Raw genomic sequence first — 16,155 nt, 5'->3', positions numbered from 1 at the left:
AGATAGAAACTTTGGGGGCGTAATTGGTTATGCAAATCGTAGCGAAAAGAATGATTGCGGCAGATACGGTTAAGGAGTTTTTCATTCAGCACTGGGAAACGACCCAAGTCGTTTTTTCAAGAGGCTTGTTTCATTATGCGGAACTTGAAGGTTTTGGGGTGATGGACGAGAATGAAAAAATCACGGGGCTGGGAACATACAAAATATCCGACCATGTATGTCAGATCATCTCTTTGAATAGTGAGCATGAGAATCAAGGGGTGGGCTCATCATTGCTTTATGTGATGGAAAATATCGCTAAGGAAAAAAATTGCCATACTATTAAAGCGATTACAACGAACGATAATTTACAGGCAATGAAATTTTTTCAAAAGCGTGGTTATGTCATTTCGGAAATCGTTAAAAACGCCGTGGAAGAATCAAGGAAGGTCAAGCCCGAGATTCCATTTTACAGTTTTGATGGAATTCCGATCCGAGATGAGATAATACTAGAGAAATACTTATAATAGGGTGTACTTCACCTGAATTTTGATAGGGGGAATGGGAATGTTTAAGAAGATTGCGGCAGATGCCCTGGGTCTTAGTGATATTGGAAGTGTGATTAGACCTGCGGATTATGATAAGGTGGATGCAGATGACTATATCATGCATGAAGATGAGGAAAAAATTTATTTCCTGATTAAATCAAAAACCGATGAGTACTGTTTCACGAATCAGGCGTTCATACATTTGGACGGAACAAGCGCCATAAGCAAAAAGCGGACACTTACGAGATATAGCTATAGCCAGTATAATATTTCCAACGTGACTCTTGAAACGGCTGGCACCGTGGATCTGGATGCGGAAATTAACTTTTCGATCGGTGCAAAGACTTTCTCCATCGATGTCCATAAAAAATTCATTGAAGAATTAAAGGACTTGTTCAAATCACTCGTGAAAATATCGGAAATTTGTCACGAGAATGAGTATGCCCTTCAATTTGCCCAGCAAAGTGTAAACCTAGCTTCTTCCACTTTGAACCAAGTTCGGACTGAAGGAAGCCAAATGGCCGCGAGTTTCAAGGAAATTAATTCAGCTGCTTTTGAATGGTTGATGGACAGCCGGAAGAAATACCATGTGAAAGATTTCGGCTATGTTTTTGAAAAGTATATCAATAATTAAAAAGAAGGCGAACACAGAGTGATGTGTCCGCCTTCTTTTTTAATTGTTCAAATCACTCAATCCAGGGCTATGTTCATTTGGCATATCCGGCATTTCAGGAACAGGGAATCCTTTTGGAGGATCGGTGACAGCAAGCTTTCCGCCATTTCGGCTCGGTGTCTCCCCTTGGAAGATTTCGCCCATTTGAGTTTGATCCAACCTGAAATTGAATTGGGCATTATGGTAGCCTAAATCCACATATTTGCGGCATTCAGGATATTTGTTCAAATCATAATTAGGTACCGGGAAGATTTTTCCCCAGTCGACTCCAAGCGTTTCTAATGCCTTGGCAAATGCATTTTGATGGGCATTGTCGCGAACCATTAAAAATGCTAGCGTTTCACGCATTGTTTTATTGGAACTCATTTCATAAATCCGGGACTTTTGCAAAACGCCAGTAGATTCAAGAACGACATTATTCAAAAGGTTCGCTACAAGATTTCCATGATCGTAAACCCATGATCCATTCCAAGGGTTGCCGCCAGCATCGACGGGAAGGGATGCTTTAGCACCGATAATGAAATGATGGGGGTTTGCGCCAGCTTTGATGACATCATCCAATGGGGCGCCATCGATACCGGAATTTCCGGGCATATTCCCGCCGGCATCATTCAGCAACTGGTTGATAGTTGATTGGACAAGTTCAACATGGCTTAGTTCCTCCAAAAAAACACCACGAATTAAGTCACGAAATTGTTTTGCCTTCCCGCGGAAGTTGGCGCTTTGGAAGGAATACTGCATCATCGTCCGCATTTCACCGAATTGTCCTCCGAGCGCTTCCTGAAGAACTTTGGCCGCATTTGGATCAGGCTTATCAGGAACGATCATATTGATTAAGTCTTCTTTATAGAAATACAATGAAAGGCCTCCTTGGAATTCAATGTTCATGGTTAGCTTTTGTTATCCGAATTAATTTATTCCTAAGGTGAAAAGTACCTTTATGGAGGGAAGAACAATTTTGAAAGGATGTTGCGCTTTCGGAGCATATCGGGAGGGGAATGGGATAACGATTTATCTGAACCAGTATCAAGAATTAAAGGAAGAACTTTTGGAAGAAAATATTCTTTGCCTCGTCATGAGCACGATGATAAAGAGGAAGATAAAGTAAAGAACCAGGCACAATTTTGCCTGGTTCTTTGCTTTTTTATGGAAAAGCCAATTTCAAACGGTTTAGCCCTTCCATCAGTATGCTGCGTGAACAACCGAGATTCATTCGCACGAATCCTTCTCCGCCAGGTCCGTATTTTGAACCAGGCTCTAACGCGAGCTTTCCTTGATGGATCAGTCGTTCCTGTATTTCCTTGTCAGTCAATCCAAGATCACGGCAGTCAATCCATAACAGGAAAGAAGCTTCCGGATGCATGACATGCAGTGAAGGAATTTCAGCAGCTATGAATTCCTCTGCCACTTTTATATTCTCCTCGATGTAGTCAATCATGTCTTCGAGCCAATGCTTGCCCTCTCGATACGCGGATTCCATCGCTGTTAAGGCAAAGATATTAAGACCATTGAAGGCCAGTTTCGTTTGGACCTTTTGCAATTGCTCCTGCAATTTTTCATTACTGGCGATTAGGAATGAAGCCTGAAGGCCGGCAATATTGAATGTTTTACTTGGGGCCATTAACGTAACGGTTATGTCCGCTAATTTTTCTGAAAGTGAGGCGATCGGATAATGCCTCGATGTTGTATGGAATAAGTCAGCATGTATCTCATCACTGACGATGACTACATCATTTTTTTCACACAGCTCTCCGATTCGCAATAGTTCGTCCTTTGTCCAAACGCGTCCGCCAGGGTTATGCGGACTGCAAAAAAGGAATAGCTTCACTCCGCTTTTCAGCTTGTCCTCAAAATCCTCGAAGTCAATCTCAAAGCGATCCTTTTGTATGGTAAGGGGACTATTGACCAATTCGCGTTCATTATTTTTAATCATATCAAAAAATGGTCTATAGACGGGAGATTGTATCAATATTTTATCGCCCGGTTTCGTGAATGCCTGAATCGTTGTACCAATTGCGGAAACAATGCCGGAGCTAAATGAGATCCACTTTTTATCGATTTGCCAGGAGTGCCGGTTTCTAAGCCAGCTTTGAATTTCGGTGAAAACCGTTTCGGATGGGACGGTATAGCCGAAAATGGGATGGCTCAAGCGTTCCATTAACGCCTTTTGAATGCCTTCAGGAGATGCAAAATCCATATCCGCTACCCACATTGGGAGAACATCTTCGCGCCCATACAATGATTTGAGCGAGTTTTTATTCCATTTTTCAGACCCTGAATTTTCCCTGTTAATATGTTCTTCAAAAATTGACTTGTTCAAAATATACACCCCGAATGAAAATTTATCGTCTTCGCGAAAAGCCTGTTGTTATGATACTATGAAATCATGTTCTTTGAAAATATTGAGCAGGTGATGATGATATGGATACACAGCAAATGAATTTAGCGTTGGTTGCCGTTTTGCAAGAATGGGACCCGTTCAAAATAGGATGGGATCTATATGAGCCGGAAATTGCAGATACGGTCGTAGCGATCCGGGATATCGATAACCCAAAGGAACTGGCGAGAAAAATAAAATCCATTTACGAGTTCGCGTTCGATGAATCCGTTCAAATGGAAAAGTGCCTGGAAGTTGCACAGAAGCTGCTCATCATAAAAAATGATGCCAGCTGTTCAATCTAATATTAAAGGTGAAAAGGGTGTACCAGGAAATTAGGGGCACCTTTTTTACATTGGTTTTTTATGCTCTTTACTCGTAAGTTTTGCAGTTTTACTTGGCCACTCCAAGAAATCCCTTAATTAATTGATACACTTCTTCCGGTTTCTCCTCGGGTAGAAGGTGCCCCGAATCCTCAAGGACAACAAGTTCGGAATTAGGCAGGTCCTCATGCAGTCTTTGGCCAATCTTCACCGGCACCACTCTATCGTGCCTTCCCCAAATCAGCAGGCAAGGTGTATGGATGTCAGCGAGCTCTTCCTTCAACAAATCGATTTCCTTATCTCGAAGCATCCTCCCTAAGGCCCGGAATATATCGTGTTTCTTTATGAATGGCCCTAGATAGCCCTGCCGCATCTCATCGTCTATCATGGCCGGGTCATGGACGACATTTTTCAAATTTTTTTCGATACCTGACTTTTGTAAATAACGTTTTATCCCGAATGAAAAGAATGGCAGGTAGCTGACCATCTTCATTTTTTCCGAATAGCTAGGCTGATAGCCTGAACCGGCAAGGAGAATGGCATGTTCGACCAGATTGGGATGGGATTTGATAAGTTGCAGGGAAATCTGCCCGCCCATGGAATGGCCGATTATACTGAATGTCCGGATATCCTTCCCCTTTAGAAACTGAACAACGGATTTGGCCATGTTACGGAATGAATATGTATATCGATAATCTTTTCCGCTCTGCCCGAATGGAGGGAGATCTAGTGAGATTACATTGAATTCCTTGGTTAAATAGGGCACTAATTTACGGAAGCTGAAGCTGGATGACAAAAAACCATGAAGTAGCACAAGAGTGGGGAAAGAATCATCCATTTGTTCATATTCAAAATAGATTTCGATATTATCAACCCGTTCGACGCCTTTAATTTTCTGACTTTCCATATACCTTCTCCTCCGCTGGTAATCTCCTGAATATTCCAAAAAAGGTCCTTTAATACTGTTGCATAACAGTAATTGTATGAATCATTAGAAAAAAAGACAATTACTATAACAGGTCACCGACCAATTTTGATATAATAGTGTAAGTTTATCCTGACAGAATAAGTCTTATTAATTTATATTGTCATATAGGATTCTAAAAAAGTCTAATAAGGTAATTCGTGAGACATCTGCCAGCGCCATAACGTCACATCTAAATTAGTGAATTCCAAAAGGGGGGTTTTCCAATGCACTTGAATGAAGAGGAATTGGAAGTCTTGAGAATCATTGAAAATAACAGCCGGATCGAACTGAAGGATTTGGCTAAAATGACCGATTTATCAGAAGAGGACATTGAAATAACATTGAAGAAATTAGAAGATATGCGTGTTATTGTCCGTTATTTAACGGTCATTAACTGGGCAAAAGTGGATGAATACCATGGTGTCACAGCGATGATTGATGTAAAAGTCACTCCAAAACGCGGGGTCGGTTTCGATGAGGTCGCAAAAAGGATTTACAAATTCAAAGAAGTTCAATCCGTTTATTTAATGTCTGGTGCCTATGATCTTTCAGTCATTGTCGAGGGACGTTCGATGAACGAAGTAGCAAACTTTGTTTCAGAAAAACTTTCGACACTTGATTCCGTCATTTCCACGACGACTCATTTCATCATGAAAAAATACAAGCATGATGGCACGATTTTCGATCAAACTGAAGAAGATAAGCGGATTGTGGTGTCACCATGATTAAAACGAGTTATGTATCAAGAACGATTGCAGAGCTTAAACCATCAGGTATACGCCGTTTTTTCGATATGGCAGCGAATTTGGAAGGGGTCGTCTCACTTGGAGTGGGTGAACCCGATTTCGTTACATCTTGGGCAGTGAGGGAAGCGGCGATCAACTCCTTGGAGGAAGGGTATACCTCTTATACAGCCAATGCTGGATTATTTGAACTAAGGTCGGAAATCAGCGGTTATATGGAGAAGCAGTTCCATGTTTCTTATAGACCAGAGGACCAGATCATCGTCACGGTCGGCGCAAGCCAGGCGCTTGATATAGCCCTGAGGACCATCTTGAATCCAGGTGAAGAAGTCATTGTCGTCGAACCTTGCTTTGTGGCCTATGCACCGCTTGTGACCATGGCAGGGGGAATCCCGGTCACTGTCCAAACTTCCAAGGATGATGACTTTAAGTTGACTCCAGGGCAACTCGAAGCAGCTATTACGCCCAAAACGAAGGCTGTTTTAATCTGTTCGCCAAATAACCCGACTGGCACCCAGCTTGGGCAGGAAGAATTAGTGATGCTTGCGGACATTATTAAAAAGCATGATTTACTTGTCATTTCCGATGAAATCTATGCGGAACTTGCTTATGATGAGACATTCACCTCTTTTGCAGCCATTGAGGGTATGCATGAGAGAACAATTGTCATCAATGGATTTTCGAAAGGTTTTGCGATGACAGGATGGCGACTGGGGTTCGTTTGTGCACCTAAGGAAATTTCCGAAGCGATGCTCAAGCTTCATCAATATGCGATGATGTGTGCGCCTACCGTTGCCCAACATGCTGCATTGGAAGCATTAAAGCACGGGATGCAAGATGTTGAAGAAATGCGAAGAAGTTACCGAAGAAGAAGAAATTATATCGTGAAATCATTTAATGAAATGGGTCTGGAATGCCATAATCCTGGCGGAGCCTTTTATGCTTTTCCTTCGATCGAGAAAACGGGGATGACTTCGTTGGAATTTGCTGAAAAACTTTTGACGGAAGAACTTGTGGCCGTTGTTCCGGGAGATGTGTTCGGAGAAAGCGGTGAAGGTCATATCCGCTGTTCCTATGCATCCTCCATGGAGCAGCTCCAAGAAGCACTTAAAAGAATGGAACGTTTTATGAAGAAGCATTGTAAATAGTCAAAAAAATTGGGATCCAGCCGTTATTAGCAGCCGGATCCCTTTCCATAGGGGGAATTAGAAAAAGAGTTAATCTAATGGATTAACATAGAAAGTGTTAATCATAGTATATCCAGGACTCTGAAAAATAATACACATACTGGCATCATTTTTTGAATTAGGCTTGTGTTTTATATAAAGCATGCATAACATTCAGAATTTTTTCTTCGCTAAAATCTTTAGCTGTTCTTAAAATGAGTTCCGCCTTTTTGGTTCCGATTTCTTCAATTAGCTTTTTTATGTCCTCGTCCACGCCAGGAGCATTGCCGATTGGAGAATCCTTCAAGAATTCTGAAGCTGGAATATCAAGGGCGGTTGAAAGCCGCAAAATGGTTTGTGTATCAGTGACCGATTCACCTGATTCATACTTTTCAATCTTCTTTGTGCCGATTCGTAATTTTAAAGCAAGTTCCTGTTGAGTGAGATTATGATCTTCTCGGTATTGCCGGATAATCTTTGCGATATTTGACATTGTCATGCACTCCTTTTTTCAGGAAATATATTTTTCATGTAATTATTTTACCATATTATAACATAAGAAGAGTGGGTGAATATGGAAGTTTTGTGAAAATCATGCCGCATCGAGAAATACCGAAACGTCTTTAAGGTGTAAACTAAGATCAAATGACTTAAGTAATTGCAGCGAACCAAAAGGTCAATTTAGTCATGACTAGTAAGAAGTGAATAAGAATATTTAGCTTGTACATTACTCTCTTTAAAACCTCTTTATGATCATGAGAAATGGTGTCGAATTTCTCTAATTTCAATCTTTAGAAAAATGAGTGGATATCCTAATGAAAATGAAGGTTATTTGCAAATTTTTAGGTTAAGTTATAATATAACGATCTTATATTAATTATTATTTCCAAAAAACAAACATTTTTAATGAGTAAAATCTCAAAAAGTATGGTATACTTAACTTTGATTATTTTCCAATTATGTGATATAATTTTTTATTGCGTGAAAAGACGAAAAAATATATATAAAATAGGAGTGTTACCATGTCTGAAAAATTCGAAATTGGTGCGGTAGTTACTGGTAAAGTAACTGGTATTCAACCATACGGTGCTTTTGTTGCTTTAGATGATTCAACTCAAGGTTTAGTTCATATTTCTGAAATTACTCACGGATTCGTTAAAGATATCAACGAACATTTAAAAGTGGGCGATGAAGTAAAAGTTAAAGTTCTTTCCATCGATTCAGCTGCTGGAAAAATCGGCTTATCGATCCGTGCTACAGAAGAAGCTCCTGAGCGTACTGAAGCTCCGAAAAAAGCTCCGAAAAAACGCCAAGCATCTGTTAAAGCAACATCTCACATCGAATCTACTGAAGGTTTCAACACATTGAAAGACAAACTTCAAGAGTGGATTGAACAATCTCAACGCGAAGACTTAATCAAAAAATAATTTTGTAAACCGGCAAATTTGATTTGTCGGTTTTTTTTGTCCATTTTAGTTCATGGCTGTCTTGGATTGATGAAACAGAGTTACCCCTACTTGTCGCGTATTGGCCAGGCGGGGCATAGGAATGAAATAAAGCCGGGTCATGTAATCCATGGTCCGGCTTTATTATATAGGTCATAAACAATGTCCCATGAACTTAAGAATTTTAACGAGTCGGTCTGGTTTCAGGCTCTCTGGAAATTTCAGGACTGGGTTTGAACAGAAGTCCAAGATTAACAAGACCGGCAATTCCAACCAATCCATAAATGATCCGTGCCAATGTAGCATCTTGTCCACCGAAAATAGAGGCGACTAAGTCAAATTGAAAAAATCCAATTAATCCCCAATTTATTGCCCCGATTATTGTAAGTACAAGTGCAGTTCTTTGTATTCCACTCATTGTACATCCTCCTTTAAAAAATAAGTTAGTTCTTTACTTATCATGCTTTTTCATCGAGTAAATATACATCCTGACAAAAGGTCCGGACGGATATTTTGTATTTACCTGGAACATTGGTCATAATGAAGAAAAGTAAAAACTTTCATGGATCAAGTGGACGCAATATAGTCTCGAAATGGTCTGTGTGACATAAAAAGGAGAGATATCCCTTGGAGAATTTCACTTATAAAAATCCTACTAAAGTAATTTTCGGGAAAAATCAGCTTGAAAGTTTAAAATCGGAAATACCCTCATACGGTAATAAAGTTTTGCTTGTTTACGGTGGAGGAAGCATAAAGAAAAATGGCTTATATGAAAAAGTGATAAATGCCTTGAAAGAGATTGATGCAGAGGTATACGAACTTTCCGGAGTTGAACCGAATCCACGCATCTCAACGGTCCGAAAAGGTGTGAATATATGTAAAGAACATCGTATCGATTTTGTACTTGCTGTTGGCGGCGGAAGCGTTATAGACGCTACAAAGGCCATTGTTGCAGGTGCTAAATATGAGGGGGACCCATGGGATCTTGTCATTAAAAAGGCACCAGTCGAAGAAGCCCTTCCATTTGGAACGGTACTGACTTTAGCTGCAACAGGCTCTGAGGCAAATTCAGGCTCAGTCATAACAAACTGGGAAACGAAGGAGAAATATGGATGGGGAAGTCCATTGGTATTTCCTCAATTCTCGATTTTGGATCCTGAAAATACTTTTTCGGTTCCAAAAAATCAAACGGTATACGGAATGGTTGATATGATGTCACATGTGTTCGAAACGTACTTCCATCCGGAAACGCATGCACCTCTTCAGGACCGTTTTTGTGAATCGCTCTTATTGACCGTTATTGAAACGGCTCCTAAATTATTGGATGACCTTGAGGATTATGAGCATCGTGCCACTATCTTATATGCGGGAAATCTAGCCTTGAATGGTTCACTTGGGGTTGGTTACAGTGGTGATTGGGCAACTCATAACATTGAGCACGCCGTTTCAGCGGTTTATGATATCCCTCATGCCGGCGGATTGGCGATCTTATTCCCGAATTGGATGAAACATGTGCTCCATGAAAATGTCGCACGTTTTAAACAAGTAGCAGTCCGCGTGTTCCATGTCGATCCTGAAGGTAAAACGGATGAGGAAGCTGCATTAGAGGGCATTGAACGACTTCGGGCATTTTGGAGCAGCTTAGGGGCTCCGACCAATCTCTCGGATTATGGCATCGATGACTCACAGTTGGATGTCATGGCTGATAAAGCGATGAGCAGAGGGGAATTTGGACGATTCAAGATCCTGAACCGTGAAGATGTCCTAGCCATTTTAAGGGCTTCATTATAATTCAGTGAAATGTTGCATCTCTCCCGCCTTTGCAGGTGGGAGAGTACTTTGAAAGGCATATTCCGTTTTTTACTTTATCGTTTTCTTGATTATGAGAATTACATCAGATAAAGTGAAAGGGAAACATAAAAATCGAGGAGGAATTGGAATGGCCCATATACGTTTCGATTATTCAAAAGCCCTGCCGTTTTTCGGGGAGCATGAAATAACTTATTTACAGGATGCTGTAAAAGTGGCACACCACTCTCTGCATGAACAGACAGGGGCAGGCAATGAATATCTTGGTTGGATTGATTTACCCGCCAATTATGATAAAGAAGAGTTCTCGAGAATCAAAAAAGCGGCAGCGAAAATAAAAGAAGATTCTGATGTATTATTGGTTATCGGAATCGGTGGATCATACTTGGGAGCACGTGCGGCAGTTGAGATGCTTCAACATAGTTTTTATAACATTTTGCCATCGGACAAAAGGAATACACCGCAGATTCTTTTTGTAGGTAACAATATAAGTTCTACATATATGCAAGACGTAATGGACCTATTGGAAAATAGGGATTTCTCAATTAATGTCATCTCTAAATCGGGTACAACCACTGAACCTGCACTAGCTTTCAGGATTTTCCGGAAACTGCTGGAACAAAAATATGGCGTTGAAGAAGCTAAAAGCCGTATTTATGCGACCACTGATAAAGAAAAGGGCGCATTAAAAACGGTGGCAACGGAGGAAGGCTTCCAAACTTTCGTAATCCCTGATGATGTTGGCGGACGTTATTCGGTTTTAACAGCCGTAGGATTGCTTCCAATTGCGGTCAGCGGGGCTGATATTGATCAAATCATGGAGGGAGCCGAGCGTGCGAGGGTGGACTTCAGTTCTTCCGAGCTAGCTGATAATCAGGCCTACCAATATGCTGCGGTTCGTAATGTCCTATACAATAAAGGGAAAACCATTGAAATGCTGATAAACTATGAGCCTGGACTTCAATACTTCTCTGAGTGGTGGAAACAATTATTCGGAGAAAGTGAAGGGAAGGATCAAAAAGGGATTTTCCCTTCGTCAGCTAACTTTTCAACTGATCTGCATTCATTAGGGCAGTATGTTCAGGAAGGTAGGCGTGACCTTTTTGAAACAGTCATCAAAGTGGAAAAGGCGCGTCATGAATTATTAATTGAAGAAGCGGATAATGACTTGGATGGTCTGAATTATCTTTCAGGGGAAACCGTGCAATTCGTCAATAATAAAGCATTCGAGGGTACGCTTTTAGCCCATACGGACGGTGGCGTTCCAAACCTGATCGTAACGGTTCCACAGCTTGATGCATATACTTTTGGCTATCTTGTGTATTTCTTCGAAAAAGCTTGTGCAATGAGCGGTTACCTATTAGGTGTCAATCCGTTTGATCAGCCTGGAGTGGAAGCTTATAAAGTGAACATGTTTGCGCTTTTAGGCAAGCCGGGTTATGAAGAGAAAAAAGCGGAGCTTGAACAGCGCTTATAATAAAAAAGGTACCAAGCAGATGTAGTATACATCCAGCTTGGTACCTTTTTTTTTGAACTGCACAAACACGGTCAATATCATCAACGATAAGTTTGGGTTACCCAGGTTCCGCAAATTCTGCTCAAAAATGGTTCGGCAGTAGCATCAAGGAGTTAGGGAAGACTGAGAGCGCGGCTCCAGTCTAATATTCAAAAACTATTACTAAATGGGATACAACAGGAAATGAGCTAAATCGAGATGAGAGATCCAGCCATTGCAATTAGTGAAGTTGAAGGAAGCAACAAGGTGAAAAGAGCTTGGAAATTATTGAGGAGGCCCGATCTCCTCTATGCTATGTAAAGGGAAGAATGAGGTCAATCCAGGTTTTTTTAATGACCTTTTGGTTATGCTAATAGAAAATTAGCGAAAGAGGTTTTTTACAATGATTAAGGTTTCTTCTGAGTTGGAAGGGAAAACATTCGGGCTGTTCGATCTGGAAACAAAGTTAAAACCGGAAGGCTATGTGATCGGCGGAGGCTGGGATTATGATCACGGATCTTTTGATTATAAAATGGATGACAGTGATGGATACCAGTTCTTACGTGTTCCTTTCAAGGCTGTTGATGGTTCACTCGATAAGGATGGGGTAATGGTGGAACTATTACAACCGTTTTTGTTATCTCATAAATACGAGGATGGTGTTGACGATGAAGGGAATATCGGTAACCTCTCTGCTTCCTTCAATCAGTTTGCTGAACCGGAAGATCCGGATGCTGAATTTCCGGAGAACTATATCTCTTATGGAAAATCGCTTGTCCGTGATTTGGAAAAGCTTTTATTACATTAATCTTCAATGATCAGCAGGGTATCATTAAGATGTATGATTACATCAAGAGGGGGCTTGATGATTGTCTTGCCTCCTGAAATGATACCGACCAATATGATGTTCTTGTCAATTAGCTTTACGCTCAACTGTTTGAAGGTTAATTCTGCCCATTCCATCTGAAGGGGCAGCTCTTTGACGTTCAATCCATGCCTTTCATTTTGCCCATCGGCGTCCCCAAGAATCCCTTTAGATAAGCGATCCTGCATATAGTCACTTGCGAATTTATTCGTTTCGACGATCCCGTCCGCTCCAGCCCGCAAAGCATTTCCCTTTTGCTCATAAGTCAAAATCTCCACAAGACAATAAACACTCGGATTCATGCCCTTGACGGCCAGTAATGTTAATATCGAGAACATATCCGTTTGCAGCTCGTCTTGCTTGAGATCCGCTGTGATAAGGACACGTATGGCTTGTTTGATATTAGCTTTTTGCAAAACGGGATCCAATGTAGCTTTTCCTTGAACGAAGTGGATATTCGTTCTTGGAAGCGGGTGCTTTTGCAGCGTATCATCTATAAGGACAATGGATTGATGATGTTTAAGGTCATGGATGTTTTGGATGATTCTCTTGGAGCGTTCATTCCAGCCCACTATGATTATATGACCGCCGCCACTGAATTCTTTCTTTCCCGTTAAAAATTGCTGTTCGGTGGAAATGGACATTTTAGCAATATAAGCAAAATAAGAGGTGACCAGGCCGGCACCGGACAATATGAGGATGATCCCAATGACTTTACCAAGATTGGTCACAGGCGTGTAATCTCCGTAACCTACCGTTGACATCGTCACGATTGCCCACCAGATGCCATCAAGTAAGGTGGGAAATCTCTTTGGCTCCACAAGGTGAATCACTATCCCGAATGAGAGCAAAAATAACGCGATGATGGAAAGCAATCTAATGATACGGGGAATTCTAGGAAAGGCGCTATTGAATGGACTGATTCGAATCATGTTTTCACACCCCTTAAGCTGTTCCTTTTAGTATGGTCAAAAAAAGCTTTGCTCATAAGGTGAAGGCGGAAAACTTTGAGTTATGAATTCCTGCTAATTAACCTGGAAAACTGCAACTTGAATACGGGAAAATGCCAAAAGCCTTCCGGAAAACGCCGGAAGGCTTTTGTGGTTGAGTCACGTATCCTGAACCTGGACTTCATGCTCGTTAATGGATTATATGCCCGTTTACGCTTTGGCATTCCAAGAAATTGAGGAGAGGCTCATTCTGTTCTCAAACCCTTCTGCGTACGTTAAAGTTGTCGCTGATGAGCAGCCAGTTTTGCGGGAAGGATAGGCCGAGTTTCCAATAACTCATCCCCCTCAAATTCAGTTCTTTAAGTAAATCGAATTTTGCCTGAATCGATCTGGCATCTTCAAACCATACCTCATGCTGCTTATCTTCAATATCTGTATATCTGAAATGTGGGGCCTGTGCGGTTTCATCATACTCGATGGCTACATTATTGGCCGCTGCAATTTGGATGGCCTGCTGAGGGCTTACAGCCTTGGCTGTGGATCCCTGTACAAAAGGCAGGGTCCAATTATAGCCATATAGGTTTTGACCCATCAGGATTTTGTTGGCGGGAATATCGGTGATGGCATATTCGAGTACATCGCGAACAGGTCCAATTGGAGACACTGCCATTGCAGGTCCGCCGCTATATCCCCATTCGTAAGTCATGATGATAACAAAGTCGACGATTTCACCATGTGCCTTATAGTCATGTGCCTCATACCAGCGTCCTTTTTGTTCCGCACTTGTTTTCGGGGCAAGTGCCGTTGAAATGAACCATCCTTCTTTCTTGAATCGCTCCTTGGCTTTTCGGAGAAATTGATTATAGGCTTCTTTATCTGTCGGCCGCAAAAACTCAAAGTCAAAGTGGATATCCCTGAAACCGTATTTCTTCGCGGTTGCAACGATATTGTTCAGAAACTTATTTTGAACGGAAGTATTCGTTAAGATGATTCGTCCGAGCTCATCGCTGAATTGGTCATTTTCCTGATTCGTGATCACCATCATTAAGACATTTTTGTTTTCCCTGGCGATGGCAGGGAAATCATCGAGTAATGGCTCTTTTAAGGAGCCGTCACGAAGCACCTGGAAGCTGAATGGAGCTAAGTAGGTTAAATAGGGCGCAGCCTCTCTTGCGGCCGTCACAAGGGCAGGTGCAACGGTCGTACCCCTCGGCTCGACATAGCCGTTGAATTCGGCGGTCCTTTTTTTACGTGCCGGAATATAGAGCCGATATCCCACGGATAAGGACTGATTTTCGGAAATGCCGTTTATTTTTGCCAATTCTTGAAAAGGGACATTAACCTTTTGGGAAATGGAATAAAGACTATCACCCGGTTGAACGAAATAATAGCTTCCGACAATTGGAATGACAAGGGCCTGCCCCGAAACAAGATTATTTGGGTTAGGAATCTTATTTGTTTCCACGAGCCGATCGACGGTTACGCTGTACGTCTGGGCGATGCCAAATAACGTCTGGCCTGGCCTAACCACATGTATTTGCAATTATTTTCCCTCCTACTGAAAGTTTCCTAACAGTTTATGAGCATAAAAAGAAATTCATGATAAAGAGCTTTGGATTGAAGGAATCGAAAAGAAAAAATAATTCAATAAATTGGCAATAATAATTTAAGCCTAAAATGCTAATTAATATTAGTAGGAGGTGAAAATACATGGCAAACAACAATAACAGCAATCAACTAGTAGTAGCTGGTGCAGAGCAAGCTCTACAACAAATGAAGAATGAAATCGCTAGTGAATTTGGTGTAAACCTAGGTGCTGACACTACTTCTCGCGCTAACGGATCTGTTGGTGGGGAAATCACAAAACGTTTAGTACAAATGGCTGAGCAACAATTAGGCGGATATTCTCGTTAATTAACTGAATAAAAATGGATTAGAAAGAGAAGGAGCATCGCTCCTTCTCTTTCGCATTGTTCAGCTAGTTGCCTGCCAAGCCTTTAAAATCTTGATTGCCTTTTCAGGGAAGTCTGTCATGATAACGTCCACATCCATCTTAGCAAGCTTGATGATGTCCGTTTCATCATTGGCGACCCAAGGCCGGATTTTGTATCCAAGTTTTTTTGCCGCTTCAGCTATGGCTTCAGTGAGGCTATTTTTATCAGGATGAAAACCGGATTCCATTTTTTTACTTAAGATTTCTTCGAAGTTATCAGGAAGCCCCTCGAACAATAAAGCACGTTCAAGTTCTGGAGCAAGCACCTTCGCTTTTTCAATCGAATCATGGTTGAAGGAGGAAAGGACCACCCGGCTTTCCATTCGATATTGACGAATTGCATCTATAATCTTCTGTTCGATTCCTTCGTAAGCGAGTTTATCCGTTTTTATTTCGATATTCATCAAAAGTGCATTACCCCTGGCCCAGTCGAAAACATCCGTTAAAAAAGGGATCGGCTCTCCAAGGAATTCCTTGGAGAATTTACCCCCGGCATCCGCCGTTTTCAGCATTTGTGCCGAATGATCTTTTACATACCCTGTAAGGGAGGTCGTTCGATCAAGTGTTTCATCATGAATTATGACCAATTCCCCATCAGAACTAAGATGGACATCGAACTCGATTCCCTCGGCACCGATTTCTGCAGCCTTTTGAAAGGCGGCCATGGTATTTTCAGGGTGAGTCCCTTTGGACCCTCTATGGGCGAAAATTTTTATGCTTTGCAAATTCATCACTTCCCCTTTAAACTTTATCTAGAACCTATCATACATATACCCTTAAAATGTTTCAGCTATGTTTAATAGACAATGATTTAAACAACGA

The 16,155-nt window shown here is 41.4% G+C and carries 18 protein-coding genes; 10 read left to right on the top strand and 8 right to left on the bottom strand.

Features of this window, described 5'->3' with window-relative positions; genetic code table 11:
* The first annotated feature begins 29 nt into the window (after positions 1–29).
* Both ACQKMH_RS16765 and ACQKMH_RS16760 read left to right on the top strand, forming a co-directional pair.
* Positions 30–506, top strand: a complete 477-nt coding sequence (locus ACQKMH_RS16765; RefSeq protein ID WP_427588992.1) for a GNAT family N-acetyltransferase — start codon at positions 30–32, stop codon at positions 504–506.
* A 40-nt stretch (positions 507–546) separates the two neighbouring features.
* Positions 547–1,161: a PH domain-containing protein gene (locus ACQKMH_RS16760; protein ID WP_427588622.1), complete on the top strand. Its 615-nt coding sequence runs from the start codon at positions 547–549 to the stop codon at positions 1,159–1,161.
* A gap of 39 nt (positions 1,162–1,200) precedes the next feature.
* On the opposite strand, the gene ACQKMH_RS16755 is transcribed toward ACQKMH_RS16760, so the two are convergent.
* Both ACQKMH_RS16755 and ACQKMH_RS16750 read right to left on the bottom strand, forming a co-directional pair.
* Positions 1,201–2,058 (bottom strand): manganese catalase family protein, encoded by an 858-nt coding sequence (locus tag ACQKMH_RS16755; protein WP_427588621.1) that lies wholly within the window; start codon positions 2,056–2,058, stop codon positions 1,201–1,203.
* A gap of 286 nt (positions 2,059–2,344) precedes the next feature.
* Complete coding sequence (locus ACQKMH_RS16750; RefSeq protein WP_427588620.1) at positions 2,345–3,529, bottom strand: MalY/PatB family protein; 1,185 nt, start codon at positions 3,527–3,529, stop codon at positions 2,345–2,347.
* Positions 3,530–3,621: 92 nt separating this feature from the next.
* Between ACQKMH_RS16750 and ACQKMH_RS16745 the strand changes: the two genes are divergently transcribed.
* Positions 3,622–3,882, top strand: a complete 261-nt coding sequence (locus ACQKMH_RS16745; RefSeq protein WP_427588619.1) for a DUF1871 family protein — start codon at positions 3,622–3,624, stop codon at positions 3,880–3,882.
* 88 nt (positions 3,883–3,970) lie between these two features.
* Here the strand turns inward: ACQKMH_RS16745 and ACQKMH_RS16740 are convergent, their stop codons facing one another.
* Complete coding sequence (locus ACQKMH_RS16740; protein ID WP_427588618.1) at positions 3,971–4,807, bottom strand: alpha/beta fold hydrolase; 837 nt, start codon at positions 4,805–4,807, stop codon at positions 3,971–3,973.
* A gap of 284 nt (positions 4,808–5,091) precedes the next feature.
* Between ACQKMH_RS16740 and ACQKMH_RS16735 the strand changes: the two genes are divergently transcribed.
* Together ACQKMH_RS16735 and ACQKMH_RS16730 are read left to right on the top strand one after the other, a co-directional pair.
* Positions 5,092–5,592 carry an Lrp/AsnC family transcriptional regulator gene (locus tag ACQKMH_RS16735; RefSeq protein ID WP_427588617.1) on the top strand — a complete coding sequence of 167 codons (501 nt, stop codon included), beginning with the start codon at positions 5,092–5,094 and terminating at the stop codon, positions 5,590–5,592.
* Positions 5,589–6,758, top strand: coding sequence for an aminotransferase (locus tag ACQKMH_RS16730; RefSeq protein ID WP_427588616.1), 1,170 nt, complete (start codon positions 5,589–5,591; stop codon positions 6,756–6,758). Before ACQKMH_RS16735 ends, ACQKMH_RS16730 begins: the two co-directional genes overlap by 4 nt.
* 157 nt (positions 6,759–6,915) lie before the next feature.
* On the opposite strand, the gene ACQKMH_RS16725 is transcribed toward ACQKMH_RS16730, so the two are convergent.
* Positions 6,916–7,269 (bottom strand): helix-turn-helix domain-containing protein, encoded by a 354-nt coding sequence (locus ACQKMH_RS16725; RefSeq protein ID WP_427588615.1) that lies wholly within the window; start codon positions 7,267–7,269, stop codon positions 6,916–6,918.
* Positions 7,270–7,798: 529 nt separating this feature from the next.
* Here ACQKMH_RS16725 and yugI point away from each other — a divergent pair.
* The gene (gene yugI, locus ACQKMH_RS16720) at positions 7,799–8,203 is read left to right on the top strand and encodes a S1 domain-containing post-transcriptional regulator GSP13 (RefSeq protein ID WP_061143894.1); all 405 of its coding nucleotides are present in this window, start codon (positions 7,799–7,801) and stop codon (positions 8,201–8,203) included.
* 202 nt (positions 8,204–8,405) lie between these two features.
* Here the strand turns inward: yugI and ACQKMH_RS16715 are convergent, their stop codons facing one another.
* A complete protein-coding gene (locus tag ACQKMH_RS16715) occupies positions 8,406–8,639 on the bottom strand; it encodes a DUF378 domain-containing protein (RefSeq protein WP_230159434.1) in 234 nt (77 codons plus the stop codon).
* Between the two features lie 209 nt (positions 8,640–8,848).
* Between ACQKMH_RS16715 and ACQKMH_RS16710 the strand changes: the two genes are divergently transcribed.
* The 3 genes from ACQKMH_RS16710 (at position 8,849) to ACQKMH_RS16700 (ending at position 12,333) form a co-directional block, all read left to right on the top strand.
* The gene (locus ACQKMH_RS16710; RefSeq protein ID WP_427588614.1) at positions 8,849–10,012 is read left to right on the top strand and encodes an iron-containing alcohol dehydrogenase; all 1,164 of its coding nucleotides are present in this window, start codon (positions 8,849–8,851) and stop codon (positions 10,010–10,012) included.
* 148 nt (positions 10,013–10,160) lie between these two features.
* Positions 10,161–11,507, top strand: coding sequence for a glucose-6-phosphate isomerase (locus ACQKMH_RS16705; RefSeq protein ID WP_427588613.1), 1,347 nt, complete (start codon positions 10,161–10,163; stop codon positions 11,505–11,507).
* A 421-nt stretch (positions 11,508–11,928) separates the two neighbouring features.
* A complete protein-coding gene (locus ACQKMH_RS16700; RefSeq protein ID WP_230159437.1) occupies positions 11,929–12,333 on the top strand; it encodes a YugN-like family protein in 405 nt (134 codons plus the stop codon).
* Here ACQKMH_RS16700 and ACQKMH_RS16695 read toward each other — a convergent pair.
* The gene (locus ACQKMH_RS16695) at positions 12,330–13,322 is read right to left on the bottom strand and encodes a potassium channel family protein (protein WP_427588612.1); all 993 of its coding nucleotides are present in this window, start codon (positions 13,320–13,322) and stop codon (positions 12,330–12,332) included. The genes ACQKMH_RS16700 and ACQKMH_RS16695 overlap by 4 nt on opposite strands.
* Positions 13,323–13,596: 274 nt before the next feature.
* Positions 13,597–14,883 carry a glycosyl hydrolase family 18 protein gene (locus ACQKMH_RS16690; RefSeq protein ID WP_427588611.1) on the bottom strand — a complete coding sequence of 429 codons (1,287 nt, stop codon included), beginning with the start codon at positions 14,881–14,883 and terminating at the stop codon, positions 13,597–13,599.
* A 167-nt stretch (positions 14,884–15,050) separates the two neighbouring features.
* On the opposite strand from ACQKMH_RS16690, the gene ACQKMH_RS16685 reads away from it, so the two are divergent.
* Positions 15,051–15,254, top strand: a complete 204-nt coding sequence (locus ACQKMH_RS16685; RefSeq protein WP_057278019.1) for an alpha/beta-type small acid-soluble spore protein — start codon at positions 15,051–15,053, stop codon at positions 15,252–15,254.
* Between the two features lie 60 nt (positions 15,255–15,314).
* Here ACQKMH_RS16685 and ACQKMH_RS16680 read toward each other — a convergent pair whose 3' ends face one another.
* Positions 15,315–16,058: a glycerophosphodiester phosphodiesterase gene (locus ACQKMH_RS16680; protein WP_427588610.1), complete on the bottom strand. Its 744-nt coding sequence runs from the start codon at positions 16,056–16,058 to the stop codon at positions 15,315–15,317.
* Between the last annotated feature and the right edge of the window lie 97 nt (positions 16,059–16,155).

Source organism: Peribacillus sp. NPDC097895 (genome assembly GCF_050277555.1).
Taxonomy (GTDB): Bacteria; Bacillota; Bacilli; order Bacillales; family DSM-1321; genus Peribacillus.
Note: the sequence above shows the minus strand (reverse complement) of the source record. Positions and strands in the feature narration are given on the sequence as shown.